The organism is Emticicia sp. CRIBPO, from assembly GCF_009905725.1.
Lineage (GTDB): Bacteria > Bacteroidota > Bacteroidia > Cytophagales > Spirosomataceae > Leadbetterella.
The window spans coordinates 296,274-320,507 of sequence record NZ_JAAAKV010000008.1; the positions used below are offsets into that span (position 1 = coordinate 296,274).

The 24,234-nt window shown below is 42.1% G+C and carries 20 protein-coding genes and 1 other RNA gene; 10 read left to right on the forward strand and 11 right to left on the reverse strand.

Features of this window, described 5'->3' with window-relative positions; all coding sequences use genetic code 11:
* Nucleotides 1-5: 5 nt before the first annotated feature.
* Nucleotides 6-1,244, reverse strand: a complete 1,239-nt coding sequence (gene lysA / locus GVN16_RS18105; protein ID WP_166565334.1) for a diaminopimelate decarboxylase — start codon at nt 1,242-1,244, stop codon at nt 6-8.
* A gap of 265 nt (nt 1,245-1,509) precedes the next feature.
* Between lysA and GVN16_RS18110 the strand changes: the two genes are divergently transcribed.
* On the forward strand, nt 1,510-2,829 hold the full coding sequence (locus GVN16_RS18110; protein ID WP_166565335.1) for an alkaline phosphatase: 1,320 nt from the start codon (nt 1,510-1,512) through the stop codon (nt 2,827-2,829).
* A gap of 191 nt (nt 2,830-3,020) precedes the next feature.
* Nucleotides 3,021-4,091: a M42 family metallopeptidase gene (locus tag GVN16_RS18115; protein WP_166565336.1), complete on the forward strand. Its 1,071-nt coding sequence runs from the start codon at nt 3,021-3,023 to the stop codon at nt 4,089-4,091.
* Nucleotides 4,092-4,214: 123 nt separating this feature from the next.
* Here GVN16_RS18115 and GVN16_RS18120 read toward each other — a convergent pair whose 3' ends face one another.
* The gene (locus GVN16_RS18120) at nt 4,215-5,186 is read right to left on the reverse strand and encodes a GlxA family transcriptional regulator (protein ID WP_166565337.1); all 972 of its coding nucleotides are present in this window, start codon (nt 5,184-5,186) and stop codon (nt 4,215-4,217) included.
* A 133-nt stretch (nt 5,187-5,319) separates the two neighbouring features.
* Between GVN16_RS18120 and GVN16_RS18125 the strand changes: the two genes are divergently transcribed.
* The 3 genes from GVN16_RS18125 (at nt 5,320) to GVN16_RS18135 (ending at nt 7,292) form a co-directional block, all read left to right on the forward strand.
* Entirely contained in the window at nt 5,320-5,814 is a 495-nt protein-coding gene (locus GVN16_RS18125) for an SRPBCC domain-containing protein (protein WP_166565338.1), read from the forward strand.
* Nucleotides 5,815-5,818: 4 nt separating this feature from the next.
* Nucleotides 5,819-6,265, forward strand: a complete 447-nt coding sequence (locus GVN16_RS18130; RefSeq protein WP_205748906.1) for an SRPBCC domain-containing protein — start codon at nt 5,819-5,821, stop codon at nt 6,263-6,265.
* Nucleotides 6,266-6,473: 208 nt separating this feature from the next.
* On the forward strand, nt 6,474-7,292 hold the full coding sequence (locus GVN16_RS18135; RefSeq protein WP_166565339.1) for a sterol desaturase family protein: 819 nt from the start codon (nt 6,474-6,476) through the stop codon (nt 7,290-7,292).
* Between the two features lie 6 nt (nt 7,293-7,298).
* Here GVN16_RS18135 and GVN16_RS18140 read toward each other — a convergent pair whose 3' ends face one another.
* The 5 genes from GVN16_RS18140 to GVN16_RS18160 all read right to left on the reverse strand — a co-directional run bounded on the left by GVN16_RS18140 (nt 7,299) and on the right by GVN16_RS18160 (nt 12,941).
* On the reverse strand, nt 7,299-8,543 hold the full coding sequence (locus tag GVN16_RS18140; RefSeq protein WP_166565340.1) for a HAMP domain-containing sensor histidine kinase: 1,245 nt from the start codon (nt 8,541-8,543) through the stop codon (nt 7,299-7,301).
* Between the two features lie 12 nt (nt 8,544-8,555).
* A complete protein-coding gene (locus GVN16_RS18145; protein ID WP_166565341.1) occupies nt 8,556-9,233 on the reverse strand; it encodes a response regulator transcription factor in 678 nt (225 codons plus the stop codon).
* A gap of 39 nt (nt 9,234-9,272) precedes the next feature.
* Nucleotides 9,273-11,678, reverse strand: coding sequence for a TonB-dependent receptor domain-containing protein (locus GVN16_RS18150; RefSeq protein ID WP_166565342.1), 2,406 nt, complete (start codon nt 11,676-11,678; stop codon nt 9,273-9,275).
* A 152-nt stretch (nt 11,679-11,830) separates the two neighbouring features.
* Nucleotides 11,831-12,207: a transfer-messenger RNA gene (gene ssrA / locus GVN16_RS18155) on the reverse strand.
* Nucleotides 12,208-12,533: 326 nt separating this feature from the next.
* Complete coding sequence (locus tag GVN16_RS18160) at nt 12,534-12,941, reverse strand: hypothetical protein (RefSeq protein WP_166565343.1); 408 nt, start codon at nt 12,939-12,941, stop codon at nt 12,534-12,536.
* Nucleotides 12,942-13,343: 402 nt separating this feature from the next.
* On the opposite strand from GVN16_RS18160, the gene GVN16_RS18165 reads away from it, so the two are divergent.
* Genes GVN16_RS18165 through GVN16_RS18175 form a run of 3 tightly spaced genes read left to right on the forward strand, consistent with a single transcriptional unit; the run spans nt 13,344 to nt 17,742 of the window.
* Nucleotides 13,344-14,594 (forward strand): hypothetical protein, encoded by a 1,251-nt coding sequence (locus tag GVN16_RS18165; RefSeq protein WP_166565344.1) that lies wholly within the window; start codon nt 13,344-13,346, stop codon nt 14,592-14,594.
* 24 nt (nt 14,595-14,618) lie between these two features.
* Nucleotides 14,619-16,757 (forward strand): hypothetical protein, encoded by a 2,139-nt coding sequence (locus GVN16_RS18170; protein ID WP_166565345.1) that lies wholly within the window; start codon nt 14,619-14,621, stop codon nt 16,755-16,757.
* Between the two features lie 40 nt (nt 16,758-16,797).
* Nucleotides 16,798-17,742: a hypothetical protein gene (locus tag GVN16_RS18175; protein ID WP_166565346.1), complete on the forward strand. Its 945-nt coding sequence runs from the start codon at nt 16,798-16,800 to the stop codon at nt 17,740-17,742.
* A gap of 126 nt (nt 17,743-17,868) precedes the next feature.
* Here the strand turns inward: GVN16_RS18175 and GVN16_RS18180 are convergent, their stop codons facing one another.
* From GVN16_RS18180 to GVN16_RS18190, 3 genes are read right to left on the reverse strand one after another with little or no spacing between them, the layout of a single operon-like run.
* Nucleotides 17,869-18,822 carry a hypothetical protein gene (locus GVN16_RS18180; RefSeq protein WP_166565347.1) on the reverse strand — a complete coding sequence of 318 codons (954 nt, stop codon included), beginning with the start codon at nt 18,820-18,822 and terminating at the stop codon, nt 17,869-17,871.
* A gap of 24 nt (nt 18,823-18,846) precedes the next feature.
* Entirely contained in the window at nt 18,847-19,788 is a 942-nt protein-coding gene (locus GVN16_RS18185; RefSeq protein WP_166565348.1) for a hypothetical protein, read from the reverse strand.
* Complete coding sequence (locus GVN16_RS18190) at nt 19,785-20,333, reverse strand: hypothetical protein (protein WP_166565349.1); 549 nt, start codon at nt 20,331-20,333, stop codon at nt 19,785-19,787. Before GVN16_RS18190 ends, GVN16_RS18185 begins: the two co-directional genes overlap by 4 nt.
* 416 nt (nt 20,334-20,749) lie before the next feature.
* Between GVN16_RS18190 and GVN16_RS18195 the strand changes: the two genes are divergently transcribed.
* Both GVN16_RS18195 and GVN16_RS18200 read left to right on the forward strand, forming a co-directional pair.
* A complete protein-coding gene (locus GVN16_RS18195) occupies nt 20,750-21,154 on the forward strand; it encodes a hypothetical protein (protein WP_166565350.1) in 405 nt (134 codons plus the stop codon).
* A 145-nt stretch (nt 21,155-21,299) separates the two neighbouring features.
* The gene (locus GVN16_RS18200) at nt 21,300-21,872 is read left to right on the forward strand and encodes a dihydrofolate reductase family protein (protein ID WP_166565351.1); all 573 of its coding nucleotides are present in this window, start codon (nt 21,300-21,302) and stop codon (nt 21,870-21,872) included.
* A 212-nt stretch (nt 21,873-22,084) separates the two neighbouring features.
* Here GVN16_RS18200 and GVN16_RS18205 read toward each other — a convergent pair whose 3' ends face one another.
* Nucleotides 22,085-23,956: a lipid A-modifier LpxR family protein gene (locus GVN16_RS18205; RefSeq protein WP_166565352.1), complete on the reverse strand. Its 1,872-nt coding sequence runs from the start codon at nt 23,954-23,956 to the stop codon at nt 22,085-22,087.
* Between the last annotated feature and the right edge of the window lie 278 nt (nt 23,957-24,234).

The following is a 24,234-nucleotide window of genomic DNA, read 5'->3' on the forward strand; positions in this document are numbered from 1 at the left end:
ACATTTTAGAATTCAACTTCGATCTGGTTTTTAAGAATATCTTCAAAAGTCTCTCTTTTACGAATCAGCTGGGCTTTACCGTGATAAATCAGCACTTCTGCAGGTTTTATCCTCGAATTGTAGTTGGATGACATCGAGAAAGCATAAGCCCCGGCGTTTTTAATGCCTAGTACGTGTCCTTCTTCTACCTTGGGAAGACTTCTGTCTTTTCCCAGGGTGTCGGTTTCACAGATATATCCGACCACATCGTAGGTTTCTTTTACTTCTCCGGCAGGATTTGAAATGTTCACGATCTCGTGATAGGCATCATACATCATCGGGCGGATCAGGTGGTTAAGCCCCGAGTCCACATGCACGAAGTTGCGGGTAGGATTGTATTTCACCACATTGGTATTGACCAGTAAAATACCACACTCACTCACCAGGAACTTGCCCGGTTCAAACCATAACTGTACATTTTTACCGTATTCTTTTACAAAATGGTTAAAAGTGCTTACCACATCTTTTCCAAGATCTTCCATGTCGGTGACATGGTCGTCTTCAGAATAAGCCACTTTAAATCCTGAACCCATATCGATGAATTCGAGGTCCGGAAAATATTTGAAAGCCACTTCAAACGACTTTTTCATGGCATCTACGATCACACTTGCACTTTTAAAGTCTGAGCCATTGTGCTGATGAAGGCCGGTTACTTTCAGGTCATATTTTTTAACCAGCTCTACGACGGTTTCGATTTGTTCAATGGATATCCCGAATTTGGAATCGGCATGTCCGGTAGAAATCTTAAGGTTTCCCCCGGCCATGATGGAAGGATTAAGGCGGATGGCGATCGGCAGGCTGTTGCCGTAAGTTTCACCAAACTTTTCTAAAAGCGGAATGGAATCCAGGTTGATTCTCAGGCCCAGTTCAACAGCCTTCTGAACTTCAGAAAAAGCAACGCCGCTGGGGGTATACTGAATTTGTGCAGGCAGATAACCTACTTTCAGGGCCAGAAGGGCTTCTTCGATAGAAACCACATCAATGTCGATGCCGTTTTTACGCATCAGCTTCAGGATCGAAAGGTTAGTCAGGGCCTTACAGGCATATTTAAGCTTAAGATCGACGCCTTCAAAGGCCGACCTCATTTTTATGATCTGTTCTTCAATTTTGTGTCCGTCATATACATAAAGTGGCGTACCGAACTCTTTTGTCAAATTTTCTACTTCGAACTCCTGGATATAATACTTCCCGTTTACTAAGTGCATCAGTGTTATTTAAAAGATTAATTTCTGCAAAGATAGGAATTAGCGGTTAGCAGTCAGCTTTTAGCACTTAGCTTTTTTTCAGACGATGGATATGCCAGTGAACCCATGATTTAAATCACAGGCAACCGGGCCTTCAGGCCGGGGATTTAAATTATGTTTTGATTAAATGATCATCTTCTCAGCAGGTGCTGTATTGTAAACCTTCAAAGCTTCTTATATCTTTACAAAAATCTGGCATTCGTTAAATTAATCCTTAAAATAAAAAATGAACAAATTGAAATTTACCTTATTGTGCTTATTGGTGGCCGGCTTTTGCCAGGCTCAGATCAAATCCGGACCGATGCTGGGTTATTCTGAGATGCGTGAAGTACTGCTTTGGGTACAGACAGAAAAATCGGAAGCGGTTAAATTTGCTTACTGGGAGAAAGATGTTCCTGCGGTTAAATTTTTTACCGACGAGATCGTCACCACCAAAGACCAGGCTTTTGTGGCTAAACTGGTAGCTGACGAAGTGCTTCCCGGCAAGAAATACGGGTACGAAGTGTATGTTAACAAGAAAAAAGTCAATATTCCTTACCCGATGGAGTTTCAGACCCAGACCTTGTGGAACTACAGAACGGACCCTCCGGCCTTTACTTTTGCGGTCGGAAGCTGTACTTATACCAACGAGCCCCGTTTCGACAGACCGGGTGATCCGTATGGCAAGTCGATCAAGATTTTTGAGAAAATATATGAGCATAAGCCTAACTTCATGGTTTGGGGCGGAGACAACATTTACCTGAGAGAGGTTGACTGGAACACCCGCAGTGGCGTGCAGAAGCGTTATACCGATTTCAAAAGACAGCCGGAATTGCAGAAACTCTGGGCTAATGTGCACCATTATGCTGTCTGGGATGATCATGATTTCGGGCCGAACGATGCCGACAGGAGCTATTGGGGCAAAGACTGGACCCTGGAAGCTTTTAAAAACAACTGGGGCAATCCTAACTACATTTTCAAAGATGAGGCTATTACGGGGACGTTTTTCTGGGAAGACTGCCAGTTTTTCCTGATGGACGACCGCTGGTTCAGGGCTCCGAACATGCTACAGGATTCGACGAAAGACTATTTCGGTCAGAAACAACTTAACTGGCTGATTGATGCCCTGAGAAGTTCGAGTGCACCGTTTAAATTTGTCGTAACGGGTGGGCAGATTGTCAATCCTGCTGCCGTTTTTGAGAATTATTCGACGTATCCCGTAGAAAGGAAACAGATGCTGGACAAGATCAAAGAGAACAAAATACCGGGTGTGATCATCATTTCCGGTGACAGGCACCACACCAACCTGCAGAAACTGGACCGCGAAGGCACGTATCCTTTGTATGACTTCACTATTTCGCCGCTGACCTCGGGGGCCGGGTCGCCGGTTGAGGCGGAATACAAAGCGGGAACGATAGTGCCTGGTACAGAAGTCAATAAAATGCAAACCTACGGCATCATGGAAATATCCGGAAAAAGACTGGAAAGGGTATTGAAAATCAATGTTTTTGATGCTTCAGGCGTTAAGAAGTGGGATTATGTAATTAATGCGAAGGATTTGAAGTAAGCTGGGGAAAGGACAAAGGAACAAGGAGAACGGTTTTTTTATAATGCCCTGAAGTGCAAAGCATTTTCAGGGCATTTCTTTTATCACCCGAATCCATCATCCTTTTTCCGTTATCCTTTCTCCTTTTTTTACCATTTCTTTCAATAAATCCCAATTCCCTCTTATGTTTGCAAATACTTAAAAATTAAAGCATGGATAAAAATATTGAATTCCTTTACAAATACCTTAATAACGCCTCGCCAACGGGCTTTGAATCTACGGGACAACAGATCTGGCTGGACTATCTGAGACCTTATATTGACGAAACCATTATAGATGTGTACGGAACAGCCGTGGGTGTCATCAATCCCGGAAAACCTTATAAAGTGGTCATTGAGGCCCATTCTGATGAGATTTCATGGTTTGTGAATTACATCACAGACTCAGGTTATATTTATGTAAGGAGAAACGGTGGTTCTGATCACCAGATCGCCCCATCCATGAGGGTCAACATCCATACCCGTAAAAATGGTATTGTTAAAGGCATTTTCGGCTGGCCGGCCATCCATGTGCGTGACTCCGGTAAAGAAGAGCAGCCTTCAATGAAGAATATTTTTATTGACGTAGGAGCTTCATCTAAAGCAGAAGTAGAAGAAATGGGTATCCATGTGGGCACAGTCATCACTTTTGAAGACGGCCTGATGGAGTTGAACGACAAATTTTATGTGGGTCGTGCCCTGGACAACCGCATGGGTGGTTACATCATTGCTGAAGTGGCCAGAAGACTGAAGGAGAATAATATTGAACTGCCTTATACCTTATACATTGTCAATGCGGTGCAGGAAGAAATCGGGCTGAGGGGTTCTGAAATGATCTCGAGAAGATTGAAACCGAATGTGGCGGTGTGTTGCGACGTTACCCATGATACCCAATCACCGATGTATGACAAGAAAAAGGACGGGGACATTGCCTGCGGTAAGGGTCCTACCCTGTCTTATGGTCCTGCGGTGCAGAACAACCTCCTGAATTTTATCATTGATACCGCTGAAGAAAAGAATATTCCCTTCCAGCGGGCTGCCGTGAGCCGTTCAACAGGTACAGATACCGATTCATTCGCCTATTCAGGTGAAGGTGTGGCGTCTGCATTGATCTCATTACCACAAAAATACATGCATACCACAGTAGAAACCTGTCATAAAGACGATATCCAGGCTTGTATTGATCTGTATTATGAGTTCCTGCTGAAATTAGAGGCCGGGCAGGATTTTAATTATTTGAAGTAGATTTGATTAGCTTTTGGCTATTGGTTTCTGTTTAATCTGATCTCAGTAGATACGCACGGCCGGCCGTGCGTATCTACTGAGATCTTTTTTTGCTGGCCATCTCTTCGATAAATGAATCTGAGATCAAACCGCTTCTTTGTTAAATCTTGCTTTGTAATCTAAAGGAGATAGTCCCGTGATCTTTTTGAATACCTCTCTGAAGGCCTTATCGTCAGAATAGCCTACCTCCAACATTACCTCAAAAATACTCTTCCGGCCTTCTTCCAGGGTGCTTTTCGCTACTTCTACTTTTACTCTCTGAAGATATTCCACCGGGGTATTGCCTGTGGCTTTTATAAAACGCCTGTCAAAATTTCTGCGGCTGGTGGCCAGTTTGAAGGCCAGGTCTTCAAAAGAGATTTTTTCAGCCAGGTTTTCTTCTATATAATTCTGAGCTTTGCTGATCAGTTCGTCACCGTGGGTTTTTTGTGTCCTGAAAATGTGGAAAGGAGATTGTGATGACCTCTCAATATCGATCTGGAAGATTTTGGAGCAGTAAATGGCGGTGGGCCGGTCAAAGAATTTTTCGACCAGGAATATGATCAGGTTCAGGAAGGAATACCCGCCGCCGTTGGTATAAATTCCTTTTTCAATGGTGATGAGTTTATCGATCTGCAGGTCAACATTCGGGAACAGCCGCCTGAAATCAGCTTCTACGTTCCAGTGCGTTGAGCAAGTCCGGCCTTCCAGCAAGCCGGTGGCGGCCAGCAAAAAGGCCCCTGAGCATACACTGGCTATTTCTGCACCACTTTTATATTGGTCTCTGAGCCAGCTGATCAGTACGGTGTTTTGCTCTATGATGTTTTCGTTGTAATAGATGGAAGGGATAATGACCAGGTCGGTTTTTTGTATTTCATGGATATTTAAAGGATTAACCGAAAAAAAGCCGCCGTCCATTTTCAATTCTTTTACAAAACCCGCAATGTGGATTTCCATCATGGATTTGTTGCCCAGCTTCTGCCAGTAAGCATTGGCCCGGCTCAGTATCTCATAGGTACCTGTGATGCTGCTGAGGTTGACATTCCCTTCCGGAACTACGATCGTCACATGTTTCATGGCAAAGTTTTTTCAACAAAGATATTGTATTGTTTTGTCCGGATCAACCCCACAGAATGTCTATTTAACACCCTGAGAGTCCGGAATTAAGACAGTAACTTTGTCTTATTCATTTACAAAACCTTTTAAGAAAATGACAACATCAGATTTTACCACCACAATCTGGGTGGATCAGAGCCCTGCTGAAGCTTTTAATGCCGTCAATAACGTACGTGGCTGGTGGTCGGAACAAGTGGAAGGCGGAACAGAAAAGGTCAACGAGGAGTTTAAGTATCATTTTCAGGATGTTCATCGCTGTCAGATGAGGTTAACGGAAGTCATCCCCAATAAGAAAGTGGTCTGGCAGGTGCTGGACAACTACTTTAAATTTGCACAGGATCAGACTGAATGGATGGACACCGACATCAGTTTTGAGATTTATGAAAAAGAGGGAAAAACGCAGGTTGTTTTTACACACCATGGCTTGCTGCCTGAGCACGAATGCTATGAGATCTGCAGTAACGCCTGGACAGGATACATACAGAAAAGCCTGTTTAACCTGATCACGACAGGTCAGGGACAGCCAAACGGTAAGGATAAGCCTCAGACTGAGGATGAAAGAAGATTGGGACAGCTTAATGAAAACTGATAAAATGATTGCAGAAGAGGATTTTACGCTCAGTTTTACGGTGAATGCCTCGCCGCAGGAAGCATTCAAGAGCATTAATGAGGTCAGGAAATGGTGGACAGAAAATCTGGAAGGCCGCTCAGAAAGACTGAATGACGAATTTACAGTCCGTTTTGGGGATATTCATGCTTCAACGCAGAAGTTAACGGAGTTCGTCCCGGATCAGAAAGTAAGCTGGCTGATCACTGACAGTCAGCTTAATTTTATTGAGAACAAACAGGAATGGAACGGGACCCGCATCAGTTTTGAAATTACGGAAGAGAACGGCAAAACCCGGATACTCTTCACACATCAGGGCCTCGTACCTGCTATTGAGTGTTTTAGTGCTTGTTCGGGTGCCTGGACTGATTACCTGGAAAACAGTTTGAAGAGCCTGATTGACGAAGGAAAAGGGCAGCCAGGTAAAACCTAGTTCCCGTTGTTTGATCTTCAGCTGAATCGACGGGCCGGAACCACCGTAGTTCTTTCCTCTGATGCTTTCGGTACGATAATTTGTTGTGTATTGAATTCCAGCCCTTTCGCAGACAATTTCTTTCTTTTTAAGGTACATTTTGTATCAGTTTATTGCTTACCTTAGTGTTGGCTTGAAGTTTGGTAAAGAGACATTCAATTTTATGTTTATGGAAAGGTTCGCAGCAGAGGGTCTACGGATTTTCAGCATTTTAACGGTCCGCTATTTTATTATTGCAGGCATAGCCTTTGTGCTTTTTTATTGGTTGGTACCGCGGAAGCTGAACCGGTTTAAGATTCAGCAACGATTCGCCAAAAGAAAAGACTTTCTAAGGGAAATCTGGTATTCAATCCAGAGTACCCTGGTGTTTGCCCTGATTGCTGTTTCCCTGATGTTTACGCCATTCCGTAATTATACCTTGATTTATGATAACATCGGTAACTTTGGCGGATGGTACATCGTTTTCAGTCTTGTGGTCAGCCTGATCATTCATGATACCTATTTTTACTGGATGCACCGGTTGCTGCATCACAAGAGGCTGTTTAACCTCGCACACCTGGTGCATCATCAAAGTACCAACCCTTCGCCCTGGACTTCGTACAGTTTTCATTTACTGGAGGCACTGACGGAAGGTGCTGTACTGTTACCGATCGTATTTTTATTGCCCATGCATCCGGTCACGATCATATTATTTACACTTATCGGGTTCATTATCAATGTGTACGGGCACCTGGGCTATGAAATTGCCCCGAAGTGGTTCCGTAAAACCTGGCTTTTTGAGATTGTGAACACTTCTGTCCATCATAACCTGCACCACAGCAGGTTTAACGGCAATTACGGACTGTATTTCCGGATCTGGGACCGCATAATGGGCACTGAAAACCCGGATTATGTGAAAGAATACGACAGGATGCAGGAGCAGCGGTTCGGGTCTGACGAAAAAACATATGCCGGTCCGGTTAATGAACCGATACAAAACCTGTCTTGAAAGTATTTATTTTACCGGGAATGTAACCTGAAAGAAATGAATCCCGTTTTCATAATGATAAGCCAGATCCCATTTATTTAAGGTGCAAATCTCCTTGCAAATGGCCAGCCCGAGTCCGGTTGACGTAATGTTCGTTGCGTTTTTTGTGAACCTCTGAAAGATCTGCTCCTCAGAAAACTCGGGTTTCGTTCCGGTATTGGAGATCATCAGGCTGTTGCCTTTTACGATGACTTCTACCATCCCGTTTTTCAGGGTATATTTCAAAGCATTGGATAAAAGATTGGAAACTAGGGTTTCTATAAGGTATTTGTTGCAAAATACCGACTCTTTACGGAGGTTTTCTTTCAGGGTGATTTGTTTGTTGGCCCACAGGTCTTCCATATTTCTGAGCTGGGTAAAGACAATCTCATCTACCATGACCTGTTCCTGGTCTTTGAAAACATTGTTGTCCAGTTTTGCCAGCAGCAGAAGACTCTTATTCATCTTGGAGAGCCTTTCCACCCCTGATTTCGCCTGCACGATATAGTCGGACATTTCTTCATTCATCTCCATCTGACTCATCCTGTCCAGTTTTGACTGTATGATGCTGAGAGGGGTCTGGATTTCGTGGGAGGCATTTTCTGTGAATTCCCGTAACGCCAGGTATTCCTTACGGCTTCTGTCTGTCAGGTCTTTGAGCGTGCTGTTTAGTTCTTTAAATTCAGTGATCGGGGTTTCCAGTAAGCCCAGTGAGTCAGGAGAGCTTACCGAAAAAGCCTTGATCTTTTTCAGATTACCAAAGAAAGGGCCCCATACTTTCCGGTTTGACAGGTAATTGATCAGCACGCCCGATCCTGTCAGGAGGATGGCCATCAGCACAAAAATGTAGAAAATACTGAGATAATACTGATCCCAACCGATGTGGGACGTCATCACTGTGGCCTGGTAGCGGTCTTGGCCGATGTCCTGCACTTCACGGATGTAGTGGTATTCCTCCATCTTTTTCTGAACACGGTCGTACAGCAATGAGTCTCCATAGGTCTGACCCGGGGAAGTCCGGCCGGAAACTTTTTCGATTTTGATAAAAGGAGCATTGATAAAGTTGCCGGAATGAGCGTTTTCGAAAATCTTGTCGGCCTGCAGGGCCAGCTGTTCATTCATCTCATCCCCCACTTCTTTTCTGAGCAGGGTAAATAGGGCTATCCCGGTGATGACCAGGATGGAAATAGAAGCAATCAGGTAGTCTCTTGTAGTTTTATAGAGTAATTTCATTTCTGCAGGTGATTATGCTGACGCCCATTTGTAACCCATGCCGTGTATGGTTTTGATATAATCCACATTCATATGATAAGCCAGTTTTTTACGCAGGTTTTTGGTATGAACATACACCGTGTCATAATTATCAGCCATGTCGTAATGATCTCCCCAAAGGTGTTCTGCGATCGATTGCCTGCTGACCACCCTGTTTTTGTTGACAATAAAATACAAGAGCAGTTCATATTCTTTTTTGGTCAGCAGGATTGGTTCGTTTCCGTAGACTACCGTTTTTGCCGTCAGGTTGATGACCAGCTGATCGAAACGGATCTCATTTTCCCCTTCAAAGGACCTTCTTCTCAGCAAGGCAAAAATCCTGGCGTTGAGTTCTTCCATGTGGAAAGGCTTGGTGATATAATCGTCTGCTCCCATCTGAAGTCCGTCTACTTTATCTCTCAGCGAGTTTTTAGCGGATACGATCAATACCCCCGAGTTTTTATGTTCAGACTTCAATATCTGTAATAAATGAAGCCCGTTGCCGCCCGGAAGGGTGATGTCAAGCACTACCAGGTCATACTCATACAGGTGCAGTTTTTCCTGACCTTCCTCAAAAGTGGTGGCTTTCTCGCATCTGTAACCCTGTTCCGTAAGATAGGTTTCCATCTCATCCAGCAGGAAAGGCTCGTCTTCTACCAATAACAGCTTCATATTGAACAGTTTAGATAAACGGGATCTCCGGCATCAGTCTCAGAACTTATAGCTATAACCAATCCTGTAGACCTGCGTTTCGTAATAATCATGGCTAATATAATGAAATCCTGCTCCGTTTATGGTCTTTCTGATCACCAGGGTGTTGAAAACATCCGTTGCATTGGCAAATAGCTCTCCTTTTGTCAGTTGTTTTTTGATTCCGGCATCAACTGAAAACCTCGCCCCTGTTCTGCCCTGCGGAATTAGGTCAGGAGCCAGGTAAACAGCAGACACCTGGGCTTCAATCGATTTGCTTAACCTGAGATTTGCATTTATTTTTCCGCTTCCTGAGGTCAATGATTCCCTGTCTGCTTTAAAAGTAACGGGTACAGGATACAGGTTTTTCACGGTGAAAGCGTTGATGACGCTTTTGTAAACATTAAAATTGGTATTCAAGGCCAGCCAGGGCGTCACCTGCTGTTGCCAGATGAGCTCAACGCCGGAATTATGGCTTCTTCCGGCATTCTGGAAGATGTTATAAATGATGGTGCTGCCCGGAACGGTGCTCCCGATCCTCGCGATGGTGGCATTGTCCATTTTCCGGTAAAGGGCTGCATAAAAATACCCGCCCTGCCAGCTGGTTTTGTATCCGGCCTCCAGGGTATTGGTAAACTGCGGCCGCAGGGCCGGATTACCCACTTTGATGATCTCTGCATCATCATATTTAGGGAATATCCTGATATCCACCTCGTTAGGTCGGTCTACCCTCCTGTTGTAAAACAACGAAAGTTTATGGTGTTCGTTGATTTTATAGGCCAACCTGACATTCGGAAAAGGCTGCACATAATCATACCCGCTGCTTTTGTATGTCGGGTGATCGGGATTGACAGAATAACGAAGGTCGACATATTCGAATCTCAGTCCTGCTTCCAGTTCAAAGTTCTTGTTTTCGAGAACGTAGTTACCGTATACCGCCGGAATGGTCTCATTATAATTGGCCCAGCCGCCGGCCAGGCTGTCGATGGGTGAATTCAGGCCCGGAAAGAACTGCATGTTCGTCGGAATATAACGCTTACGGATCTTGATTCCTCCTTCAAAATGACCGTATTTCAATGGTTTTACGTAGTCGGCGGTGAGATCGAAAACACTTTCGTCAGACAAGAGTTTAAAGGCGTCTTTGCCTGTAAAAGTGGGCATGACATTGGTAAAAAAGTATTTCTCGTCCTCTCTGTGGAAGGTATAGTTAAAACCTATGGTAAACAAATGGCCGGGTTGCTGAAACTTATGCTGGAATGAACCCGAGGCTGTCACGGTGGTTTTCAATTCGTCTTCCAGGAACTTCCACAGTCGGAATCTCTCCGTCAGTGTGGCGTTAAAAAAGGGTTCATCCCCGTTATCAATAATTTTCTCGCTGCTGAAAAGTCCTGAAATGTTAAAGGTATTGCTGCTGCTGATGTTCCAGTCCAGACCTGCTTTGGTGGTGATGATATTGGTGTTGCGGTTTCTTTTGGTTTGTTGCCTCACCACTTTCCCGTCATCGTAGTACCGGTCTACAAATTCGTTTTTATTCAGTGTAGGCGTATGGAGATAGTCTCCCTGGAAAAAGATATTTGTATTTTTCTTCCTGTAATTCAGTGATACCGACGGATTCATTTTCAGGGTGTTGCGGTATTGCGGCCTGATATCCGGCAGGTTGTCTTTCTTGATCCAGAGGGCTCCGAGGCCTGCAGACATCCCGATTTTACCGTTGAATCCTTCCTGTTTGTTCTTTTTATAGATGATGTTGATGATTCCGGCGTTGCCGTTGGCATCATATTTTGCCGATGGATTATTGATCACTTCTATCTTTTCTATGGCCGAGGCCGGAATGTTATCCAGGCCGGTCTGATTGCCAAACCCCGTGAGGGCTGTTTGTTTACCGTCAATCAGGACAGTTACGCGGTCGTTGCCCCTGATCAGTACTTTTCCGTCCTGGTCGGTGGTCACACCCGGCAGGTTTTTCATTACCTGTAGCAGCGATCCGCCGCTTTGACTGACCATGTCGGTGACAGAAAAGGTCTTCTTGTCCATTTTATTGTTGAGCCCCTCCCCGTCTGTGCCTTTGACGACCACTTCACCGAGCTGTGTCACATCTTCTTCCAGCATAACATGCCCCAGGTCAAGAAATGTACTGAGCACCCCGACAGAAACAGCCTGACTCAATGTTTTATAGCCGATATAGGATACTTCAAGGGTATAGTTTCCGCTTTTAACATCAGTAAAGGTGAAAAGGCCCTCTTCATTGCTGATGGTACCTGCCACAAAAGATTTGTCACCGCTGTTTTTAAGGGCAACGGTCACAAAAGCCAGGCCTTTATTGTCTTTCCTGTCTTTGACGGTGCCTGATAAGGTAACCTTGACAGATTGGGAATAAACTGTTGAAAATGAGCTGATAAACAGGAGCAGAAAAAGTAATTGCTTCATTGATTTCTTGTTTGATAATCGCAAATAAGCAAACCAAATCTGAATTTCTTTTAAACAAGCGGCTGATTCTGAAAATAAAAACATGAAGAAGTATAAGAGTAATTTCATATCAACAAAAAACCGCCTGACCTCTTAAAGATCAGGCGGTTATACAGTGGAGACGCAGGGATTCGAACCCTGGTCCGAACATGGCCACCGTCAGGCCTTCTACATGTTTAGCCAATCATAGTTTTCGAAGATTGCAAGCCGTTTGGCATACCTAAACAATCCCTTATCTTCTCGTGTACTATTCTGAGATCAGAAGTCCGTCTCTGAACGCCTCTCTATTTACGACGCCCCTAAACCCAACGCAACAGAGGTTAGCTTTGGAGGAACGTGGCGAATGCTAATTTACTCCGAAATTAAGCAGCCATGGCATACTGAGTATTGCCAGTTGTTGTTCGGTAGATTTTTTGAATGGAGACCTTCCACCAACTCCATACATGCTTATACCTGCAGCCGCATCACGCCGTCAAAACCAGTCGCCCCCGGATTGCAGTAGATAGGAAACGTCCTGTTTGCGTTGAAAAGTTCCGGTTGATGAAAAGAAATTTATGAACTCCTGGCATTTTTCGGATGGTTTACTGTTAAAATTCTTATAACTAGTTGGTTATGGAAAGCTTTTTTTAGAATTTTCCTGAGTGAATTTAAATACGTCCGCCAGTGCTTATCAACAATTCAGTCCCAAGGCTATTTTGCCGATATTATACGCATTGCATAGTCTATTTATACGATATCAGAAACAAACTCATATTTCTGATACAAGAAAATCCCTGCAGAACCTATTTTCAGCAGGGATTAGTTCCCGGAAGTGTCTCAATCATCGTCCATGAGGCCGTAATCTTTTTCTTCTTCCACTGTTTCGATGGTAGTTTGTTCGCCTGCCTCGTTGAGTTTTTCCAGTGTCCAGTCGTCTGTTTTGATGGTTTGTATCCAGATGCCCCCGGCCTGTCTGAATAGCTGCACATTCAGCCCGAAAATATCATAAAATGCCTTTTCAACTTCTCCGGCTGTGTGTTGTGGTTCTATGCTGATGGTATCGAGCGTATATTTTGTCCTGATGCCGTCAATCATCGTGGCCGCAGGCCAGATCAGTGTATCCTCCGAACCCTCGTCGTGCTGATGTGGAATTTTGTAGAACTTCAGCTTCAGATACGGAAATGCCTCTCTGAAACTTTTCTGAAGGGTACTTACCTGATCTCCTTTTTTAATATTGATTTCCATGATCGTGCTATTTGATATGTAATCAAAGTTAAAATATCATTCCGCGGTATATGATGACGGATGCAATACAGGAATATGATTTGTGTCATTTTTCGGCTGTCGGCTTCCCCGCGTCTTCAAACGCTCCAGATGAGAACGCCTAGTAAGCGTACTTCGGTCTTTGACCGGGATTGTTGAAGTGAAAATGAGATGGTGTCTTCAACGAATGAGTTTCATATATTTATCATAACATCGATATATTATTGTGAGGTGCTAATTGATAAACAATTGCTCGCTTTAAGACTATCACAGTCAGAGTTTTTGAAAATATTTTTCCGTAAAATAAGTTTCTATAAAAAAAAGATTTGCCTAATAGTTTTTTTTTACTTGTTTTGCGAACACATAAATATTAACGACATACATATGCACAAAACTTTATTCTTGCTCACGTTAGCAGCGAGTATGCAATTTAGCAAAACTTATAGTCAGACTACTGACTTAGGAAAGCTCACTAAGGTTAATGGCTCTTCACCCGTTTATATTGCTATCGGGTCTTCCCTGTCGGCAGGGGTACGTGATGGTGGCGTATATGCCGCGGCACAACAAACTTCATTTCCTGCTTTGCTCGCCCAACAAATGGGAATCAACGATTTTAAACTACCGATACTTGAGGGTAATGGAACCGGAAAAAAGACAGTTACATCTAGTAAAAATGGTCTTCTAAAATTTCAGGAAATTAAGGGCTTAGATGACACAAATAGAGATACTAAACTACCGAAAGTAACTACCGAAGTAAATAATTTGGCAATACCATATCAGAAGGTATTAAGTCTGGCTCTATCAGAAGAAGATACTAAAGATTGGTTTCCCACCTTCAGTAAGAGAGAATTTAAGCATTTAGATAGGTTGCTTGAAAATGGGAATGAAAAAAAACAAAATTATTATAAAAGCCTCGATGCTCGATTAAAGCAAATTGACTTTTTTACATATGAGCTTGGCATGCAGGATTTTATAGAACTATTTAACTTCGGAACTTACCTTCAGGATATTAGTTTTCTGACTTTTGACCGGGAAGGTTATTTCCCGGAAGATGAAATCTTGCAATTACTTATAAGAAAAGGGGCAAAGGGGGTCATTGCCAATGTACCAGAGGTTTTCAAATTACCATATTATAATACTTATACTTATGATCAATTGGAAGAAAATTTTGGGAAACAATTTTTTATTCAGCGATACAATAAAAACGATGTTAGGATAGCAAAAAAGGGTGATTTATTTCTGCCATCAAAAAATATTACTAATATACTGGAAGGAGGAAGTTCTCAAGGGTTAAACATTGATAACCCCATTTTTGATGAAGATGTAATAGGTGTGGAAGAACGCTGGAGTGTTCGAACTTATAATGAATGGTTAAATTATTTAGCAAAAAAAAATAATTTGCCTTTAGTCGACTTGTATGCTCTTTATGAAAAGATTCTGGAGGGTAATTACATAACAGATGATGGTATACCCGTAAATCCAAAGTATCCTCAAGGGAACTTTTTTTCATCTGACGGTCTAACACCTACTTCTTTTGGGCAAGCAGTAATTACAAATGAGTTTATTAAGGTGATAAATTCGTCTTATAGCTCTAATATTCCTTTAGTAGCCACCAAGTTATATTTGGCAAAATAATTTCAACACTGAAAGTTTAAAATAATGAAAAGTACCATAATATTATTTATTATATCGATAGTCATAGGATCAAATACCTATTCACAAGATATTTCATTTCCTATAGACAGAGCTGTTTTTCAAAGAAGTTCAAATGCAGCAACGGCCACTGCAACAGTTACATTTGCGGGGGAATTTACGGAATCTGCAAGTGGTTCAGGAACAACAAACAATGCCACTTATGAAATAAGAAGACTGCGAATTGATGGAGTGGATTTAGGAGCATATACTGGTCCAGTTTCATTTAGTGGTACAGAGAAAACCAGAATAGGTACAAGTGTTGGATATACCTATTATTTTACCTTAAATATACCTACTGGCTGGTACCAGTTTAACTTAAAGAACGGCTCAAATAGTGTAGTAAAATCAATAAAGTTTGGCGTGGGGGAAGTATTTATCATAGCAGGGCAAAGCAATGCACAAGGTTATGGGGCAACAGGTTTTGGTTATTCGGGCGTTAATAATACTTTTGATTGTGTAGTATCTCTTAAGAATGTTCAAAATATAAGTACGGATGGTGGAGGAGTAGGATATGTGTCAGACTATGTAAATCTAGAACGTCCGGTTTTTGGCTTACTTCGATATACTACAGATATTGCTAATCCAGGTAATAATAATCCATGGATCGGGCCTAATTGTACGAGAACATGGTATTACCTTCATTTAGGAGAATGGCTAGCTAAAATGCACGGGGTTAATCCCCTTACCACAACAAATGGTAACTATACTACTCAACCACCAGTTCCTATCATGTTTTATAATGTGGCAGTAGCCGGAACAAGTATTAATAATTGGGAGGGGGCTATGAAAAAAACGAAAGGTTTTTTTAACAGTACTTATACTAATCCTTTAAACAACACAAACAATCCTTATTCTATTCCTAATATAACAGATTATCCGTCAGTAATTCCCTGGGGTTTTACTACAGATTATGATAAACTGTTTACTGTCTTTAAAAACGTTCTTAGTTTTTATGGTGGAATGTTTGGTGTAAGGACAGTCATTTGGCATCAGGGGGAAGCCGAAACAAAAACATTATTAAATATAAATAAGTCAGGTATTTATAAGTTACAAGGCACTGTTCCCTCTGGTTATGATGTAAAAAATTATGGCACCAAATTAAAAGCCATCATTGATGAATCCAGAACAATATTACCTAGTTTACAATGGAGTATTTATAGAACTTCTTTAATTACTGAAGAGTTATCCTCATCATCAACAAAACATGAAAATATCGTTAATGATTACAGCTACCCTGGTCTACCTACTCAAAGTTGGTTGTATTCAGTGCCAGGAACATCGCCAAGTATGAGTGCAGTACAAATTGGAAGTAACGATGTTAATGCGAATGTTATCAAACAGCAGGAAGTATTACAAGCCAGTAACTCTTCCTATATTTCTTTATTAAACAATACCGATACGTATACAACACTGACAACTTCCTGGCCTTATCAAAGTAGTCGCCAGGCTGATGGAACCCATTTTAATGGAAATGCTCTTTATAGTTTGGGGTTAAATATCTTTCAGACATCCCCTTCATCCTCTGCTTTAACTACAACCCCCGTATCTCCGACCCCAATTCCAAAGCCTATTATTAGTGGTTCATCGGGAAGTTATACGGTAAGTTTACAGGCTCCGTCGGGTATTTCGTATGTTAGTCATCAATGGTATGCTAATACTTCCAGCAATTTTAATCAGGCTGCTTCAAATAGTACACCCAATTTTACAATGAATTATAGTAATACTTCGTTTACCGGGTATGTAAAGGATAATACTGGCAGGATTTCCATTATTCCTTACTCTCATATTATTGGTGTTGCGGGAGCTAGAGTGAGTAATGAATCGAATATTATGACAATATTCCCTAACCCTATTCTTCATAATGAAGATTTAGGCATTGAATATGAGGTTTTAGATGAGTCCAAAGAAAATATAGTTCTGGAGGTTGTAAATAAAACTGGGGAAGTATTATATACTGAAACGGTAAAGAAAACAAAATCCGGCAAAAATAAGTGGACAGTAAAACGTGATTTATTAGGCAAAACAAATGATTTCGATTTTCTGTATGTCAGAATCATTGATAGAGAAAAGGTTAGTACTAAAAAATTGGTGGTCCTTCATTAATAAAAAGGGGCAAGACCCCTTTTTATAATTTTACAAAACAATGAAAAATCTTATCTTATTTTTTATTCCAATAGCTGTTTTAGCAGTAGTAAGTTGTAAAGAAAACAACAATGTACCCGAACCAGCGGTCCCTGTTTCAAAAGAAGACAGTATAAAAGCCCTTCTGCTCAAACCAGTTCCAACTAAAGAGCCCTACATCACGTTGGAAGATGATGGATTTGAGGCAGAACTAATTGCTCAGGGCATTGATACTGATAATCAGATTAATGGAAGAATAGCCTTGGAAGATGTCGGGAAAACAGAAAATTTTGGTCGGCCGGTTGTTATTCAACCCAATTCTAAAGAAGCAGAATATTACAAACCAATGTTGACCAGATATACTGAAGTAATGCCTTTGTTAAAAAAAGAATTCAAAGGAAAAACTGGAACGGAACTTATTGTAAAGCAAATAACCGATATAAATAAGTTTAAAAAGCTCAAATATCTTTATCTCAATTTTTCAATTAACCCGGTTGATTCTTTAGATTTATCAGCTAATACGCAATTAGAAATATTTGAAACCAGCGATGCTCAGATAAAAGTTATCAATTTTGACAACTGTAAACAAATAAAAAAAATAAATTTTGGCTATTCTACCCATCCTCTGAAAACAACCATTCTGCACAAAATTTATGTTTCAAAATGCCCGGGTTTAGAATATCTCAGTTACAATGGAGACCCACGTACTTTAGATATTTCCCTGAATACCAATTTGAAATATCTCCAAATCGTGAACAGAGGAGATCTTAATCCGTTAAAGCTTGAAAGACTGGATTTATGTAATAATCCACACTTAGCCTCCCTTTTTGTAGAGGTATCTTATTATAAAGATGTTTATTTATCAAAGGACGTTTATGCTACCTATGAAAATAGCAAAAAACAAAATCTCCCAAACGGTTTTCCTCTTTTAGATGCTACCGGAGCGTTAGTCAATGTGTGTAAATAATTGGTACTTTTACTAGAGTGAATGAAGTCACTCCAGTAAGAGTACCCTCTAGAAGCTCAGGTTAAAAATCAGCTGGACCAAAATTATCAGGCATTCTTGTCCAATACGTCCGAAGACGCCGGACAGCTAGAGTTTTTCCAGCTCCTTCATAAAGTCCTCTTTGGTGGTTTTCGTCAGCTTTATATTGACCAGGTGTTCAGGCCGGATCACAATGTCTTCAAAGAAAGTATAATATTGTTCGTCGGTGGTCATCGCAAAAGATATCACTTTAGCCTTGGCTCCCACCGGGACCGGAAAATCCTTCTCATAGTTTACTTTCATTACAGACACCAGGTCAGGGAAATACAGGAATGTCCTTATGTTTTCAAGGTTCATATCTGATTTGAATGCAATGGAGGTGGTGTTGGTATAGCCTATGAATTTATCAATATTGATCCAGCCGATGGAAGCTGGAAACAGCCTGTACTCAAATTGTCTGTCAAAAATATTCTGGCAACCGGTGGTGGTTTCTATTTTACATACGCTATCCGGCACCCAATTAAACCCGTCGGGCGTCTCTTGTCCCAGGAAAATTGACATACCCTGCCTGTCTGTTGGTTTTCCTAAACCTCTCATATCAACCCTGAATGAAGAATATTTGTATACCGACAGTTCCTGGTTGTCTTTATAAGCTTTAATCAATATCTGGCCGTCGGTGGTCAGCAGTCTGCCGTTGGACACTGTTGGTTTTTCGTTCAGGATAATATCTTTGATAGACAGCAGTTCGGTTACTTCAAGCTTGAACGGGTAAGTCACGTAAGTTCCGCCGGGCATCGGATTAAAATCCAGGGGTTTGATGTAGATTTTAGTCCCGTTTTTGGTGATAAAGGGCAAATCCTGGTCAGATTTGATGGTCACTACTTCGGCTTGTTTCCTAACGTTTTCCGGTATTTTGGATACAAAGACTATTTCAGGCTCTTTTTCTGTTGAATCTTTCCCGGCCACCGGCTTTTGTGGTTCTTTATCATCAATAGAGAACAAACGGTCTGTTGAACACGCCAGGGTGACTAAGAAAAGTAAAGCAAAAAGGATGTTTCTCATGGGTATTGTACGTTTTAATGAGCATCAGAGCTTCTCCAGTTCTGCCAGGAGGGCTTCTTTGGTGGTTTTACTTAATTTAATATTGATTTCCATGTTGGGAGAGGCAACGAAGTCTTCTAAATAGGAATAAAGTACATCGTCGTCTGAAAAAGCAAATGAGATGACTTTGATTTTTACTCCTAAGGGTATAGGGAACTCTTTCTCCAAACACCACGTATTGATTACCGAATTCAGTTCCGGAAAAAATATAAAGGTTGATACATTGGTGAGATTGGCTTCCGATTTTAATTTTACCACCGTGGTGTTGGTGTAATTCACAAAGGCATCGATGTTGATCCAGCCTAAATCAGAAGGTATGGCAAAATAAACACTGTCTCTTGTTGTGATTTTTCCACAAACATACCTTTGTCGATAAAAAACACAGTTTTTGGTAGTGTCTTCCTGCCAGTTGGTGGTACTGTCCTTAGATTCTTCATCCAGAAAAAGCTTCATTTCCGGATCGGGAAGGTCGTTATTCATCCCTTTCATTTCAATAAAGAAATTATTATCCCAGTTCAGCGACAAGGCCACATCATTTTTATAAGCTCTCACCAAAATCTGACCGTCAGTAGAAAGCAGTCTGCCGTTAGACACCGTAGGCTTGTCATTCAGGATAATATCTTTGATGGTCAGCAATTCTTTTACTTCCAGGTGAAAAGGGTAAGTCACCTGCTTGCCGTCCGGCAGTCTGTTAAAATCATCCGGCTGCAGATAGATCTTATTCTTGTTTTTAGTCACAAACGGGACGTCAGCGGCGGAATTTATCATCACTGTTTCTGAAGCTTTCTTCAGGTCCGACGGTATATCAGGCAGAAAGTTAACATCAGGTCCGGCAACCAGGAGGTTGTTACTTTCAGGGGAAAATAACCTGTCTTTTGAACACGCCATTATACCCGCCAGCAGCAATATCATCAGTATATTTTTCATGGGCATCTGAGGGCTTTGGATGATCGTTTGTTATAAGGATAGATCAGTACGCCGATTTCACCGTAAGATTCGTTCCAGAGAATGTTGTATTTGCCTTCTGCAAAAATCCTCAGGATATTTCCGCCCGCGGCTATACCCAGTCCCGCTTCAGGAAGGACATTGTTGGCCTTGGCTTTGGCGTTAAGACTGGGAGTGTAATTGATCCAGCGGTTATACAGCACACCGGCGGCCAGGTACACAATCGGTTTGCGGGGTTCAGAGATCAGCTCATCCCCTCTCCTTCTGACATTCGTAATGAGATTATAATGCAGGTTGGCTCCGGCCATTATTTCGTGGATGTCATTGAATTTCGGGGCATATTTGACCTGGGGACTTACGGCCAGACGCTCGCCCAAAGGGACGTTGGCCCGAAATCCGGCGGCAATGGTTTTAAGCGGGAAGTTATAAACACCGGAAAGTCCGAATGAGATGGTTTCCTGACCGTAAATTTTCACACTGATAAGACACAGGAGGATGAGTCCCGTATTACGGAGATATCGAATCATATATTTTGGGTTGCTGATGAAGTATATTTATACAACGCAAGCTGATTTATCCGAAAGTTAAGGACAAATTCCAGCCGCACAAAGTATATACATCATTAAATTATACGAATGGGGCTGTTTAATGTCTTCATTGAATATTATTGTAGAGACCTTGCCTGCAAGGTCTGTTTTCGTGTCCCTGGTAATCCGAGTCTGTCAGGCATTTTGCTGTGAGACGTCTTGCAGATACGCACGGCCGTGCGTATCTGCAGAACATTGTGGAATAATTTCACCATGTTTCCGGGTGTGTGCTAACATAGTATCCCATCGACGCAGAAAGGAGACGTTGCATCCCGGATAACAATTTGATAATGGGACATCTTATTATAAGATTAAAAAACTTCCTGAAATTGCTTCGTAAAACAATACACTTTTAAATGAAAACACATCTTTTTAAAGTCAGAACAGTAAACTTCTTTTATCTTGTCTGCTTATTCAGCAGTTGTTCGTTTTTCGGAACGGAATTTAAGGAAACCAAAATGATCAAACCAGGCATGACGCAGGAGCTTACGGTGTTGCCACACAAGGATCAGAATAACGTTGTCATTATCAGGTATGAGAGCATGACAAATACCAACTACCAGTTAAAAGTGGAGTTCTATTATGGAAAGAATCTCCCTCCAAACAGTACTGAATCAATAAATATCCCCAACGGCACCGTTAACGGCGAATGGAGAAGGGATTTCTATGGCGACAGGGCTAACGGAAGGGTTGTTGTTACTTATCTACCGGAACACTATGACGCCAACGGTGAGGTCCGTTTATTTACCGCTATCGAATAATCTGTCCCTGATCAGTATTCCGGCTCCCTAACCAGTAATTGTTTTTGTCCTTCTTATATTTAAAAATATTGTTTTACTTTCGCATATCCGGCAGCGATCCACGGAAGGTATCGCTGTCAACCGGGAAACAATAAAACAAAACGCTATGAGAAAGATAATTTCATTTATGCACATATCGCTAGACGGTTTCGTGGCCGGGCCAAACGGTGAGATGAACTGGATTAAAGTGAACCAGGAAATTTTTGATTACGTCGGTAAGCGAATAAGTCAGGGTGATACGGCCCTATATGGCCGCAAAACCTACCAGATGATGGAAAGCTACTGGCCTACCGCAGCAGATCAGCCCAACGCCAGCAAACACGACATCGAACATTCGAAATGGTACAGCGAAGTCCATAAAGTGGTGTTATCCAAATCGTTGGATCAGGCGAGTCTGACCAACACCACCGTCATCAGCGACAATTTGGCAGACCGCATCAATGAAATAAGACAACAGGACGGCGAAGACATCCTGCTCTTTGGCAGCCCGACAGCCACGCATGCACTTATCCAACAGGGCCTGATCGACGGCTACTGGCTGTTCCTTAACCCAATCATCCTGGGGCAGGGCATTCCATTGTTCGTGGACGTCAAAGACAAAATAAAACTCAACCTGCTGAACACCAAACAGTTTGACTGTGGGGTTACGGAGTTGAATTATGTGGTGGAGAGACTATAAGCAGCTTTCCAACGTCTTCAGACGTACAGGAAGGTGAATTGCGGTCTCTGACCGCCGCCGTTTTAGAGTCACTTTTTATCTTTGAATAATTCGTGAATAAAGAAACTCCGGTCAGAGACCGGATGACACCTTCCGTACGTCTGAAGACGTTGGAAAGCATTTGCGTGCAACGTCTCTACAGGATATTCCGAACAAATGGTCTCAGTGCCTGGTTACAACTGAAAGTTAAGCCCTACCCTGCCATAACCCCTTATTTTCTGATCAAATAGCTTGGTGGTAATGATGTCCTGTGCATATTTTTTCTCTGAAATATTATCCTGCCTGACCTGATTCCAGGTCAGGTGTGTTTTACCGGGGATGGTACTCGGAGAATTGGCAAATTTTACTACCTTCTGAATATCAGCCTCAGCGTATCTGTACTCCTTTGTATTGAAAGAATAGGTCAGAAAGATCGTAGTTTTCTTTTGTTTTAAAGAAACAGAGAAATCTGTATTAAATATCCAGCGGTTGATTTTGCCGTCCTTTACATTGTAATTGTCTTCGGGTTTGTCGCCTTCCTTGTATTCATATCCCATTAATTTTCTCACAGATTTGTATTCGTCATCGCTGCCGTCACTGTCGCTTTCCTTCGTGGTAAACCAACCCACTCCCTGCAGCATAGAGTTATGTATCACATGTTTCAGCTTAGTTTCCACTGAAAGCGATATAGACCTTTGAAGCCACCTTCCAAACTGGCTTCCCTTGTCAGCTCTTCTGCCGGGAGGAATATTGAAGTCATAGCCGCCACTTCTGTCTTTAAAGCTTATGTTTGAAAGGCCCAAACCCCCTCCCAGACCCGTGTATTGATTACCTGCATGTACCTCAAAAGGGGCATAAAAGTGCAGGCTCCTGCGTTTATGTTTTTTGTATTCGGTAACTGAATATTGTCTGTTGGGTTTGAACATATCTCCATCTACCGAATAAAGCATCAAATCTCCATAATAATCAAAGTTGATGGCCAGCCTGCCCCCGTCGCCGATCTGATTATCCCATTTTTCAACGTGGGTTGAGGCTATGGTGATATCACGGTGAAGAACATCCTGGCCTTTTTTCCCAAGGTCTTTGCCTATCCATCCAATCTTCATTTCGTTTCTCAGACGCCACTTGCCCGTGTAATGAAGCCTGTAGCGGGTTCTTCCGAAATACTGGAATGAGGCAAACGGCCTGTCAACATAATAAACAGAATCACGCAGGGTCGCCTCTTCCTGGCCAAACCTGATGTAAGGAGTGTAAGCCTCAACACCGAAGAACAAACTCTGGTAGGTTAACACGTTCGAATTGTTAAAGAATTTGCTGTCCTCAAAGATTTCCGAAAGAAAACGCATCTTCAGCTGGTCCGTGGTTACTTCAATTCTGATTCCGCCGGTATAATCCCTGTCATTGTTCAGCACGCTTAAAGGCTTGATAAAAAGGAAATCGTTGTCATGATAGATATTAATGCCCTTAATGAGCTTGTTGCTGAGGTTCGTGTTTCTGTAAAGGGTATATTCCCTGTCCAGCAGAAATTCATACTGGTATTTAATCAGGTCCATATTTTCAAGCACCTTCTTTATGTACACCTTCCTGTCTTCGAGTTTCAGTTTGTCATTGTCTTTTACGGCTATTCTCAATCTTTCATGGACCTGAAAAATGGTCTGATAGTACCTGATATTATCCAGGTAGAACTCCACCTTCTCTTTTGGTAACGAAGTATCTTCAATGCCCAGCAAACAAATAAGTTCATCGACCATTTGCTTAATGGTGAAGGTCTCAAGGTATCTCTTTTTATCAATGACGGTAGTTTTTTTGTCAAATTCCGTTTGTAAAACAGGTGTATTCCATGCACCTACCGCTTCATTCAGTTTGATGGGCTGGTTCATTTGCTGATTGTTCTGGACGGGTACGTCCACCTCATTAAATTTAGTATTTTTATTAATGCTGGCTTTTATGATGCCGGCAATACGCTCGTCAAGCTCAATTATTCCGGCAACTCTTTCGCGGTCGTCTGTCTGGGCCGTTGCAAAACACGGCGTCAGAGCAATCAGGGTAATGATCAATCGTTTCATAAGTTTGGGTACTTAAAGGGTTTTAAATGACCAAATGTATGCTGACTGCTACATAATTCACTCATTCGGGCCTTCATATTTATTAAACGGTATCTTGTATTCGGGATTCTATAGTGATTACAGACAAAGGGGTTTAACAATGCTGTCCAACGTCTTCTGACGTACGGACGGTGAATATCGGTCTCTGACCGATATAGCATTAGTTTGTTTAATTTATACCATGTCAGATTTCTTTTTCGGATACTTTCCCGGCAGCGGTCAGAGACCGCGTGACGCCG

Bases quoted from the DNA above. Each gene is read 5' to 3' on its own strand.
- lysA (WP_166565334.1), bottom strand. From the start codon at position 1,244: ATGCACTTAGTAAACGGGAAGTATTATATCCAGGAGTTCGAAGTAGAA.
- GVN16_RS18110 (WP_166565335.1), top strand. From the start codon at position 1,510: ATGAACAAATTGAAATTTACCTTATTGTGCTTATTGGTGGCCGGCTTT.
- GVN16_RS18115 (WP_166565336.1), top strand. From the start codon at position 3,021: ATGGATAAAAATATTGAATTCCTTTACAAATACCTTAATAACGCCTCG.
- GVN16_RS18120 (WP_166565337.1), bottom strand. From the start codon at position 5,186: ATGAAACATGTGACGATCGTAGTTCCGGAAGGGAATGTCAACCTCAGC.
- GVN16_RS18125 (WP_166565338.1), top strand. From the start codon at position 5,320: ATGACAACATCAGATTTTACCACCACAATCTGGGTGGATCAGAGCCCT.
- GVN16_RS18130 (WP_205748906.1), top strand. From the start codon at position 5,819: ATGATTGCAGAAGAGGATTTTACGCTCAGTTTTACGGTGAATGCCTCG.
- GVN16_RS18135 (WP_166565339.1), top strand. From the start codon at position 6,474: ATGGAAAGGTTCGCAGCAGAGGGTCTACGGATTTTCAGCATTTTAACG.
- GVN16_RS18140 (WP_166565340.1), bottom strand. From the start codon at position 8,543: ATGAAATTACTCTATAAAACTACAAGAGACTACCTGATTGCTTCTATT.
- GVN16_RS18145 (WP_166565341.1), bottom strand. From the start codon at position 9,233: ATGAAGCTGTTATTGGTAGAAGACGAGCCTTTCCTGCTGGATGAGATG.
- GVN16_RS18150 (WP_166565342.1), bottom strand. From the start codon at position 11,678: ATGAAGCAATTACTTTTTCTGCTCCTGTTTATCAGCTCATTTTCAACA.
- GVN16_RS18160 (WP_166565343.1), bottom strand. From the start codon at position 12,941: ATGGAAATCAATATTAAAAAAGGAGATCAGGTAAGTACCCTTCAGAAA.
- GVN16_RS18165 (WP_166565344.1), top strand. From the start codon at position 13,344: ATGCACAAAACTTTATTCTTGCTCACGTTAGCAGCGAGTATGCAATTT.
- GVN16_RS18170 (WP_166565345.1), top strand. From the start codon at position 14,619: ATGAAAAGTACCATAATATTATTTATTATATCGATAGTCATAGGATCA.
- GVN16_RS18175 (WP_166565346.1), top strand. From the start codon at position 16,798: ATGAAAAATCTTATCTTATTTTTTATTCCAATAGCTGTTTTAGCAGTA.
- GVN16_RS18180 (WP_166565347.1), bottom strand. From the start codon at position 18,822: ATGAGAAACATCCTTTTTGCTTTACTTTTCTTAGTCACCCTGGCGTGT.
- GVN16_RS18185 (WP_166565348.1), bottom strand. From the start codon at position 19,788: ATGAAAAATATACTGATGATATTGCTGCTGGCGGGTATAATGGCGTGT.
- GVN16_RS18190 (WP_166565349.1), bottom strand. From the start codon at position 20,333: ATGATTCGATATCTCCGTAATACGGGACTCATCCTCCTGTGTCTTATC.
- GVN16_RS18195 (WP_166565350.1), top strand. From the start codon at position 20,750: ATGAAAACACATCTTTTTAAAGTCAGAACAGTAAACTTCTTTTATCTT.
- GVN16_RS18200 (WP_166565351.1), top strand. From the start codon at position 21,300: ATGAGAAAGATAATTTCATTTATGCACATATCGCTAGACGGTTTCGTG.
- GVN16_RS18205 (WP_166565352.1), bottom strand. From the start codon at position 23,956: ATGAAACGATTGATCATTACCCTGATTGCTCTGACGCCGTGTTTTGCA.